Origin of the sequence: Variovorax sp. CF313 (assembly GCF_000282635.1) — a bacterium.
GTDB lineage: Bacteria > Pseudomonadota > Gammaproteobacteria > Burkholderiales > Burkholderiaceae_C > Variovorax.
On the sequence record NZ_AKIW01000023.1, the window covers coordinates 106,785 to 115,070 of the forward strand.

Sequence of the window (8,286 nt, forward strand, 5' to 3'; positions counted from 1 at the left end):
GGCCGACAATGCGGTGGAAGGGTCCAGGCTCATTCGCGAGCGCAAGCCGCCGCTGGACCGATGCAACCCACGTAGACGATCGACAGGAATCCTCATGAATTTCCTCGCTTCCTCGAAGCCTTCGCACCGCACGGCAACCCGGCTCCTCGCAGCCGCGGCACTGTGCGCTGCCTCGGGTGCGCACGCACAGGCCATTCCCAAGACGGTGCGCCTCATCGTGGCGTACCCCGCGGGCGGCGTCAGCGACGTCGTTGCGCGTGCGCTCGGCGACAGGCTCGCGGCGCAACTGGGCGTCACGGTGATCGTCGACAACCGGGCCGGCGCGAGCGGCGCCATCGGCATGGACGCCGTCGCCAAGGCCGCGCCCGATGGCGCGACGCTGGGCTTCTCGGCGATCAGCCCGCTGGTGCTGAGCCCGCACCTCGGCAAGCTGCCCTTCGATCCATTGAAGGACATCGCGCCGGTGGCGAGCGTGATGTATTCGCCGGTGCTGCTGATCGCCACGCCGGCCAGCAAGGCGAAGGATTTCCGCGCGCTCATCGCCGATGCGAAGGTGCAGCCGGGCGCGCTGCGCTGGGCCACGTCGGGGCCGGCTTCGCTAGGCCATATCGTGCTGGAGCAGTTGCGCTCGGCGGCGGGGGTCGACATCACGCACGTGCCGTACAAGGGCGGCGGCCAGCAGCTGAACGACGCCATCGGCGGGCAGTTCGAGATTCTCTCGACCAATGCGAGTCCGACGCTCACGTCCCACATCCAGTCGGGCAAGCTGCGTCCGCTGGCCGTCGGTGCGCCGGCGCGGCTCGAGAGCCTGCCCCAGGTGCCCACGCTGGGCGAACTGGGCTACAGCGCGGCGAACATCAATTCGCTGTTCGGCGTCTTCGCACCCGCGGCCACGCCGCCCGCGCTGATTGCCAGGTACAACGCCGAGATCAACAAGGCCCTGGCCAGCGCCGAGCTGCGCGCCAGGCTCATGGCCACCGACAACGTGCCGACCGGCGGCACTTCGGCTGCGTTTGCGAAAGAGATCGCCAGCGAGTTCGAAAGCAACGGCCGCATCATCAAGGCCGCGGCCATCAAGGCGGATTGACCCTGCTGATTGCGGTTTGAAATTCCCTACCTTATAGTTGGTAGATGACCCCCGCCACAGCCTTTGTCGCCGGCAGCACCCGCGAGCAGATCCTCGCGGTGGCGCGCGGCTTCATCGAAACGCGTTCCTACCTGGGCTTCAGCTTCCAGGATGTGGCCGACGCGGTCGGCGTTCGCAAGGCCAGCCTGTACCACCACTTTCCGACCAAGGAGGCGCTGGGCATCGCGGTGATCCGCGGGGCCACGCAGAGCTTCAAGGACTGGGACGCGGCACGGGCGCGCGAGCCCAAGGACGCGCTCGAATCGTATTTCCGCATGTACCGCAACACGCTGAAGGCGGGATCGGGCATGTGTCCAGCGGGAGCATTGGCGCCCGGATGGGGCGTGATCAACGACGAACTGCGCCAGGCCGTGCAGGAACTGCGCAATACGCAGGTGACGTGGCTCACCGGGGTGCTGGGCGCACTGATGCCGGCGCGAAAGAAGGGCACCTCGGTCGCTTCGCTGGCCGCCTATGTGTTTTCCGTCTGTCAGGGCGCGCTGCTGTCGGCGCGCATGACGGGCCGCGTGGACGACTTCGATGAAGCCATCGCGCAACTCAGGAGTTCATTGCCGGGCTGACCGCCCGGCCCAACGCGGGCACGCCACGGCGTGCTTATTTTTTGACCTCGATGCCTACCGATTGGATGGTAGTTTCAATTTGCTGGAGAACCTTCATGAAAGCCGTCATTTCCGCCTACGCCCGTTCCCCTTTCCATTTCTCGAAGAAGGGCTCCCTCGCCGAGGTGCGGCCCGATACGCTGGCTGCCGGCGTGGTGCGCGGCCTGCTGCAGCGCACGGACCTCGACCCTGCGCTGCTCGAAGACCTGATCCTCGGCTGCGCGTACCCTGAAGCCTCGCAGGGCAACAACCTCGCGCGCATCGTCGGGCTGCTGGCCGGCCTGCCGCACGAAGTGGGCGGCATGACGGTGAACCGCTTCTGCGGCTCGTCGATGCAGGCCGTGCACATTGCTGCCGCGCAGATCGAGGCAGGCATGGGCGAGGCCTTTTTGTGCGTCGGCGTGGAGTCGATGACGATGGTGCCGCAGGGCGGCTTCAACTTCTCGCCCAACCCCGAGTTGAAGGAGAGCACCGATGCCTATATCTCGATGGGCGAGACGGCCGAGAACGTGGCGCAGCGCTGGAGCGTGAGCCGTGCCGACCAGGAAGCCTTCGCGGTGGAATCGCACCGCAAGGCGGCCGAAGCGCGCTCGCAAGGCCGGCTGGCGGGCGAGATCGTGCCGGTGCGCCTCGTCTCCGGCGACATCGTCGATGCCGATGGCTGCATCCGGCCGACCACCTCGGCCGAGGCGCTGGCGAACCTCAAGCCCGCGTTCCGCCCAGACGGCGTGGTGACGGCCGGCACCTCGTCGCCGCTGACCGATGGCGCTGCAGCGGTGCTCGTCACCAGCGACGCCTTCGCCGCGAAGCACGGCCTGCAGGCGCTGGCGCGCATCAGGTCGTTCGCGACCGTGGGCGTCGATCCGGCCATCATGGGCATCGGCCCCATCCCCGCGACCCTCAAGGCACTGGCGCGCGCCGGCCTGAGCGCAGCCGACCTCGACGTGATCGAGATCAACGAGGCGTTCTCGTCGCAGGCGCTGGCCTGCATCCGCGACCTGGGCCTCGACCCCGCGAAGATCAACCTCGACGGCGGCGGCTTGTCCATCGGCCATCCGCTCGGCGCGACCGGCGCACGCATCACGGGCAAGGCGGCGTCGCTGCTGGTGCGCGAGAAGGGCCGCTTTGCGCTGGCCACGCAATGCATCGGCGGAGGGCAGGGCATCGCGACCATCCTCGAGCGCGTCTGATCGTCCGAGAATGGGAAGTCCGTCACAACGAGGAGACCCCCATGGCCAAGCTGTACCTTGAAGACCTGAAGGTCGGTGACCGTTTCCAGAGCGGCGAACACCTGCTCGACGTGGCACAGATCAAGGCCTTCGCGCAGCAGTTCGACCCGCAGCCCTTCCACACCGACGAAGAGGCCGCAAAGAGCACCTTCTTCGGCGGCCTTGCGGCAAGCGGCTGGCACACGGCCGCGCTCACGATGAAGCTGCTGGTCGACAGTGGCATTCCCTTGGCGGACGGCATCATCGGTTCGGGCGGCGAACTGCAATGGCCCAAGCCGACGCGACCCGGCGACGTGCTGCATGTGGTGAGCGAAGTGCTCGACATCACGCCTTCGCGCTCCAAGCCCGGCCGGGCGATGGTGACGATGCGCTGCCAGACGCGCAACCAGCACGGCGAGGTGCTCCAGTACTTCACGCCGAAGCTGGTGGTGCACGCGCGGCCGGCATAGGCCACGGGCCTTCAGCGCTTGTCCGGGTGCGCCGTCGCCGAGAGCTGGCGCAATTCCTCAGCGCTGAACCCCGCCCGCCTGCGCGCTTCGAGGTTGAAAGGCGGCTTGTGCCGCGGCGCGTCGTAGCGCGCCACCAGCGCGGGGTAGGTCGCTTCGGCATCGAGGCCCGCGCCGTCGCACAGCCAGCGGTACCAGTGGTTGCCGATGGCCACGTGGCCCACTTCGTCGCGCAGGATGACGTCGAGGATCTCGACCGCGCGCAGCGCATCGGGTGTGTTCACGCGCTTCAGCTTGGCCTGGATCAGCGGCGTGGCATCGAGCCCGCGCGCTTCGAGCGTGCGCGGCACCAGCGCCATGCGGGCGAGCACGTCGTCCTTCGTTTTCTCGCACATGTTCCAGAGCCCGTCGTGGCCGGGGAAGTCGCCGTAGCGATACCCCATGTCCTGCAGGTGCGCATGCAGCAGCGTGAAGTGCAATGCTTCTTCGTCGGCCACGCGCAGCCAGTCGCGGTAGTAGGCCTCGGGCATTCCGTCGTAGCGCCATACCGCGTCGAGCGCGAGGTTGATCGCGTTGAACTCGATGTGGCAGATCGAATGGATCAGCGCGGCCCGGCCCTCGGGCGTGAAGGGCGAGCGTTTCTGCACGGCGGTGGCGGCCACGCGCAGCGGCCGTTCGGGGCGGCCCGGCACGCCGAGATCGTCGCCCTCGGTGCGGATCGGCGCAGTTGCTATGGAATCGGTAGCGACCAGCGCAACGGTAGCGCGTGTTGCAGCCACCTTTTGTTCAGGATCGGTCAGTCGCAGCGCGGCCAGCGCGCTCAATCGGGGGTGCATCCCTACAATTCTAGTTTTTGCCCCGGAGACTCCACGATGGCCCTCTATGAACTCGACGGCGTTGCGCCGCAACTCGGTACCGGCGCGTGGGTTGCCGACAGTGCGGAGGTCATCGGCGACGTGCGGCTGGGCGACAACGCCAGCATCTGGTTCGGCGCTGTGCTGCGCGGCGACAACGAGACCATGACCATCGGACGCAACAGCAACGTGCAGGACATGTCGACGCTGCATTCCGATCCCGGCAGCCCGCTGACCATCGGCGAGAACGTCACCATCGGCCACCAGGTCATGCTGCACGGCTGCACCATCGGCGACAACTCGCTGATCGGGATCCAGGCGGTGGTCTTGAATAACGCGAAGATCGGCCGCAACTCGATCGTTGGCGCCGGCAGCGTCGTGACCGAGGGCAAGGAGTTTCCCGACAACTCGCTGATCTTCGGTTCGCCCGCCAAGGTCATGCGCACGATCAGCGACGAAGACGCCGCCCGCTTGCGCCACGGTGCCGAGCACTATGTGAAAAACGCCGTTCGCTATGCGAAGGGCCTGAAGAAAATCGCCTGATCCACAGGCCCAGCAGAAAGAAGATCCGTTTTGAGCGAGCTGCACAAATTCCTGTTCGATGGCCTGCCGGTGCGCGGCATGATCGTGCGCCTGACAGATGCGTGGCAGGAGATCCTGGCGCGGCGCGCCTCCAACACCGCCACCGGGGCCTATCCGCCGCCCGTGGCCGAGCTGCTGGGCGAAATGACGGCCGCGGCCACGCTGATGCAGTCCAACATCAAGTTCAACGGCGCGCTGATCCTGCAGATCTTCGGCGACGGTCCCGTGAAGGTCGCAGTGGCCGAGGCCAAGCCCGACCTGAGCCTGCGCGCCACCGCCAAGGTGATCGGCGAGCTCCCGGCCGATGCGCACCTGCCCGACATGGTCAACGTGAACAACAAGGGCCGCTGCGCCATCACGCTCGACCCCAAGGACAAGCTGCCGGGCGCCACGCCGTACCAGGGCGTGGTGCCGCTTTTCGGCGACGGCGGCGAGAAGCTGGGCAAGCTCAGCGACGTGCTGCAGCACTACATGCTGCAGAGCGAGCAGCTCGACACCACGCTGGTGCTCGCGGCCGACGACAAGGTCGCGGCCGGCCTGCTGATCCAGCGCCTGCCGGTGAAGGGCGAGGGCAACCTCGAAGGCACTTCCGGCACCTCGGACAAAGACCACGACCAGGCCAACGAAGATCAGATCGGCCGCAACGAGGACTACAACCGAATCTCGATCCTCGCCTCGAGCCTGACGCGCGACGAACTGCTCACGCTCGACGTCGAGACCATCCTGCGCCGCCTGTTCTGGGAAGAAAAGCTGCTGCGCTTCGAGCCGCAGGCCGGCCTGCAAGGCCCGCATTTCGCGTGCACCTGCGGGCGCGAGCGCGTGGCGCAGATGATTCGCGGGCTGGGCGCGGAGGAGGCCGAAAGCATCCTCGCGGAGCGCGGCGACATCGAGGTGGGCTGCGACTTCTGCGGCAAGCAGTACCGCTTCGACGCGGTCGATGCGGCACAGCTGTTCACGCCGCTCGGCGACCAGATCCCGGGCAGCCCGGTCGTCCAGTAAGACTCGGGCGCGCCTTGCGCCTCCTTTTTTATCGCGCCGAGTCGTCGAATCCGCCGAACGCGATGTCCGGCGCGCTCGTGTTGTGCTTCGACGGCAGGCTGCGGCCGAAGCGCACCTGCGTGACCCGAAGGCTCTTCACATCGGGCAACGGCAGCACCTGCGCGGCGGCCTGCGGCGCTGACTGCCAGCGCACCTCGCTCACGTCGGCGTTGTCGGGCGCGACGTACATCGAGCGCAGCACCGCGAAGGGCTGAGCGCTCGCGGTGGGCTTCGAGAGCGTCACGTCGAGCGCGGTGCGTGCGCGGCTGATTTCGTCCACGCGCACCACGGCGCTGCCGCCGTCGGTGAAGCGCACCTGGATGGCCAGCGGCCGGGGCACGATGCGGATCGACGCGATGTTCACCACCGGCCGCGCCGCCGCCTCGACCGGGCCGAGCAGGAACGACGAGCCATACGCCCCGTCGCCGAAGCGAGCCTCGGGCAGCGGCTTGATGCGCCAGTAGCCATCGGACGGGTAGAGAACGATCGTTTCGAGCGCCTTGCCGTTCTCCTTCTTGAACACCTGCAGCAAGTGAAAGCCGCCGTCCTTGCGCTTGCCGATCTGCACGGGCACGCGCTGCGGCCGCCAGAAGGTGGGCAGTGTCATGCCGACGATGCGCCACTGCGCGTTGTCCATCAGCACGACGGTGCGTTTGCGGAAGTGGTGCGCCGGGTCGGTCGGGTGGGCCCCGCCGTCGAAGTTGCAGCCCGAGAAGTCGGGCTTGGTGACGTCGTTGCCGACCTTGTCGAGGTAGTCGGGCTGCAGTGCCTCGATGCGCAGGCGGCGGATGCCGTCGCCGCGCAAGGTCAGCGACACGTTGTCTTCCTCTGCGCAGGCGGTGGTCGTGGTGCCGTTCTCGACGGTGGCGGCGACAGGGGCTGCGGTGGCCGGCAGCTGCGCGGCGAAGGCGCTGCAGATCAGGGCGACACGCGCGACGGAACGAAGAGGCATCGGGTCTCCGGTGATGGGATGGGGCGCGCTACTCGCGGCGCACGATCAGGTCGCTGAAAAGCTTATGTTCGCATTCCGGGTCGGAACACTTCTCGCAAGGCCATGACCACGAGGCGGGCTTCGCGTCGGACTGGGTGCGCGTGCGGGGCCGGCCCTCGCTGCCGGCGATGGAATTGATGGCGTTCCAGGCATTGGCGAGCCGCTCGCCGCCCGTGCCATGCACCACGGCGTACGAGAGCTTTGCGCCCGCGAGCGCGGCGCGCACCAGTGTGTCGGTGGGCTGGCGCGCGTGCGGGCCGTCGCGCATGTCGTCGGCCATCCAGGGCAGGTCGAGCGCAGTGAGCAGCGTGATGGCATAGCGCCGCTGCGCGGCCAGCGCGCTGTCGTAGAGCGTGGTGTCGGCGAACAGCTGCTCGCTGTAGACCGCCGTCATGAGCGCCGTGGTGTCGGCCACCACTACGCCGGAGGCGGCTGCGGCCTCGATGCGGCGGGTCTGCTCTTCGGCGATGGCCCTTTGCTCGTCGGGGCGCGGCGTGCGGGCTTCGCGTTCGCACCATTCGCGCAGGTACTCGCTCACCAGCATCGTCGGCGTGCCGCGGTCCTTCAGGCGCTGCGCGATGGCGCGGGCCAGCTCGGTCTTGCCGGTGCTCTCGGCGCCCACGAGTGCGATGACACAGCCGGTCGGCAACGTGGGCGTCATGCGCGTACCGCCTCGGCCGGCATGCGCTGCCGCCACGCGACGTAGCCGGCCACGCTGAGCACGGCGAACACCGCATACAGGCCCACGGTGAGCCACAACCCTTTGTGGATGAACAGGCCCACGCTCACGACGTTCACGGCCAGCCAGATCAGCCAGTTCTCGATGAACTTGCGCCCGAGCAGGAACTGCCCGACCAGGCTCAGGCCGGTGGCGAAGCCGTCCCACCAGGGCACGTCGGTGTCGGTGAAACGGCGCAGGAAGAGGGCGACGGCCGGCCATGCCAGTGCGCAGGCGGCTAGAGTGAAAGCGATGCCGCGCGGCGAGAGCCGGGCGACATGCAAGGCGCTGCCGTCGGCCCGGTGGCCGCGCAGCCATTGCGACCAGCCCCATAGGGCGACGAAAGCGAAGAAGACCTGGAGCGAGGCATCGCCGTAGATGCGCGCCTTGGCGAACACCACGACGTAGAGCAGCGAACTGATGATGGCCAGCGGCCATCCCCAGTGAATCTCGCGCATGTTGCAGCCGACCATGACGAGCGCCAGGAGCGAGGCCACGAGTTCGAGCCAGCTGACAGGAGAGCCCCACAGCAGAAATGCAGGGGCCGAGAGAAGCTCGAGGATCAGGTTCTCCCCCGGAGGGCACCGTCGCAGTCTGTGCGTGGGACACCGCGGAACCGGCTTTGCCGGGCCGCTGGTGTCGCCCCCTGGAAGGGGGTTGGCGAAGCGACACGAAGTGCGCG

At 67.8% G+C, this 8,286-nt stretch carries 10 protein-coding genes; 6 read left to right on the top strand and 4 right to left on the bottom strand.

Going from position 1 to position 8,286, the window contains the following annotated elements; all coding sequences use genetic code 11:
- The first annotated feature begins 94 nt into the window (after window positions 1–94).
- The 4 genes from PMI12_RS07940 to PMI12_RS07955 all read left to right on the top strand — a co-directional run bounded on the left by PMI12_RS07940 (window position 95) and on the right by PMI12_RS07955 (window position 3,424).
- Window positions 95–1,087, top strand: coding sequence for a Bug family tripartite tricarboxylate transporter substrate binding protein (locus PMI12_RS07940; protein ID WP_007830868.1), 993 nt, complete (start codon window positions 95–97; stop codon window positions 1,085–1,087).
- A gap of 44 nt (window positions 1,088–1,131) precedes the next feature.
- On the top strand, window positions 1,132–1,707 hold the full coding sequence (locus tag PMI12_RS07945; RefSeq protein WP_007830871.1) for a TetR/AcrR family transcriptional regulator: 576 nt from the start codon (window positions 1,132–1,134) through the stop codon (window positions 1,705–1,707).
- Window positions 1,708–1,802: 95 nt separating this feature from the next.
- The gene (locus PMI12_RS07950) at window positions 1,803–2,936 is read left to right on the top strand and encodes a thiolase family protein (RefSeq protein WP_007830873.1); all 1,134 of its coding nucleotides are present in this window, start codon (window positions 1,803–1,805) and stop codon (window positions 2,934–2,936) included.
- A gap of 41 nt (window positions 2,937–2,977) precedes the next feature.
- Window positions 2,978–3,424 carry a MaoC family dehydratase gene (locus PMI12_RS07955; protein ID WP_007830874.1) on the top strand — a complete coding sequence of 149 codons (447 nt, stop codon included), beginning with the start codon at window positions 2,978–2,980 and terminating at the stop codon, window positions 3,422–3,424.
- Between the two features lie 11 nt (window positions 3,425–3,435).
- On the opposite strand, the gene PMI12_RS07960 is transcribed toward PMI12_RS07955, so the two are convergent.
- Complete coding sequence (locus PMI12_RS07960) at window positions 3,436–4,257, bottom strand: ferritin-like domain-containing protein (protein WP_007830875.1); 822 nt, start codon at window positions 4,255–4,257, stop codon at window positions 3,436–3,438.
- Between the two features lie 36 nt (window positions 4,258–4,293).
- On the opposite strand from PMI12_RS07960, the gene PMI12_RS07965 reads away from it, so the two are divergent.
- Both PMI12_RS07965 and hslO read left to right on the top strand, forming a co-directional pair.
- Window positions 4,294–4,818, top strand: a complete 525-nt coding sequence (locus tag PMI12_RS07965; RefSeq protein WP_007830877.1) for a gamma carbonic anhydrase family protein — start codon at window positions 4,294–4,296, stop codon at window positions 4,816–4,818.
- 30 nt (window positions 4,819–4,848) lie between these two features.
- Complete coding sequence (gene hslO, locus PMI12_RS07970) at window positions 4,849–5,856, top strand: Hsp33 family molecular chaperone HslO (protein ID WP_007830879.1); 1,008 nt, start codon at window positions 4,849–4,851, stop codon at window positions 5,854–5,856.
- Window positions 5,857–5,884: 28 nt separating this feature from the next.
- On the opposite strand, the gene PMI12_RS07975 is transcribed toward hslO, so the two are convergent.
- Genes PMI12_RS07975 through pnuC form a run of 3 tightly spaced genes read right to left on the bottom strand, consistent with a single transcriptional unit; the run spans window position 5,885 to window position 8,137 of the window.
- Complete coding sequence (locus PMI12_RS07975) at window positions 5,885–6,847, bottom strand: hypothetical protein (RefSeq protein WP_007830881.1); 963 nt, start codon at window positions 6,845–6,847, stop codon at window positions 5,885–5,887.
- Between the two features lie 28 nt (window positions 6,848–6,875).
- Window positions 6,876–7,547 carry an AAA family ATPase gene (locus PMI12_RS07980; RefSeq protein ID WP_007830882.1) on the bottom strand — a complete coding sequence of 224 codons (672 nt, stop codon included), beginning with the start codon at window positions 7,545–7,547 and terminating at the stop codon, window positions 6,876–6,878.
- Entirely contained in the window at window positions 7,544–8,137 is a 594-nt protein-coding gene (gene pnuC / locus PMI12_RS07985) for a nicotinamide riboside transporter PnuC (protein WP_413333028.1), read from the bottom strand. Before pnuC ends, PMI12_RS07980 begins: the two co-directional genes overlap by 4 nt.
- Between the last annotated feature and the right edge of the window lie 149 nt (window positions 8,138–8,286).

Coding starts and splice junctions, on each gene's coding strand:
- PMI12_RS07940 (WP_007830868.1), top strand. CDS start 95: ATGAATTTCCTCGCTTCCTCGAAGCCTTCGCACCGCACGGCAACCCGG.
- PMI12_RS07945 (WP_007830871.1), top strand. CDS start 1,132: ATGACCCCCGCCACAGCCTTTGTCGCCGGCAGCACCCGCGAGCAGATC.
- PMI12_RS07950 (WP_007830873.1), top strand. CDS start 1,803: ATGAAAGCCGTCATTTCCGCCTACGCCCGTTCCCCTTTCCATTTCTCG.
- PMI12_RS07955 (WP_007830874.1), top strand. CDS start 2,978: ATGGCCAAGCTGTACCTTGAAGACCTGAAGGTCGGTGACCGTTTCCAG.
- PMI12_RS07960 (WP_007830875.1), bottom strand. CDS start 4,257: ATGCACCCCCGATTGAGCGCGCTGGCCGCGCTGCGACTGACCGATCCT.
- PMI12_RS07965 (WP_007830877.1), top strand. CDS start 4,294: ATGGCCCTCTATGAACTCGACGGCGTTGCGCCGCAACTCGGTACCGGC.
- PMI12_RS07975 (WP_007830881.1), bottom strand. CDS start 6,847: ATGCCTCTTCGTTCCGTCGCGCGTGTCGCCCTGATCTGCAGCGCCTTC.
- PMI12_RS07980 (WP_007830882.1), bottom strand. CDS start 7,547: ATGACGCCCACGTTGCCGACCGGCTGTGTCATCGCACTCGTGGGCGCC.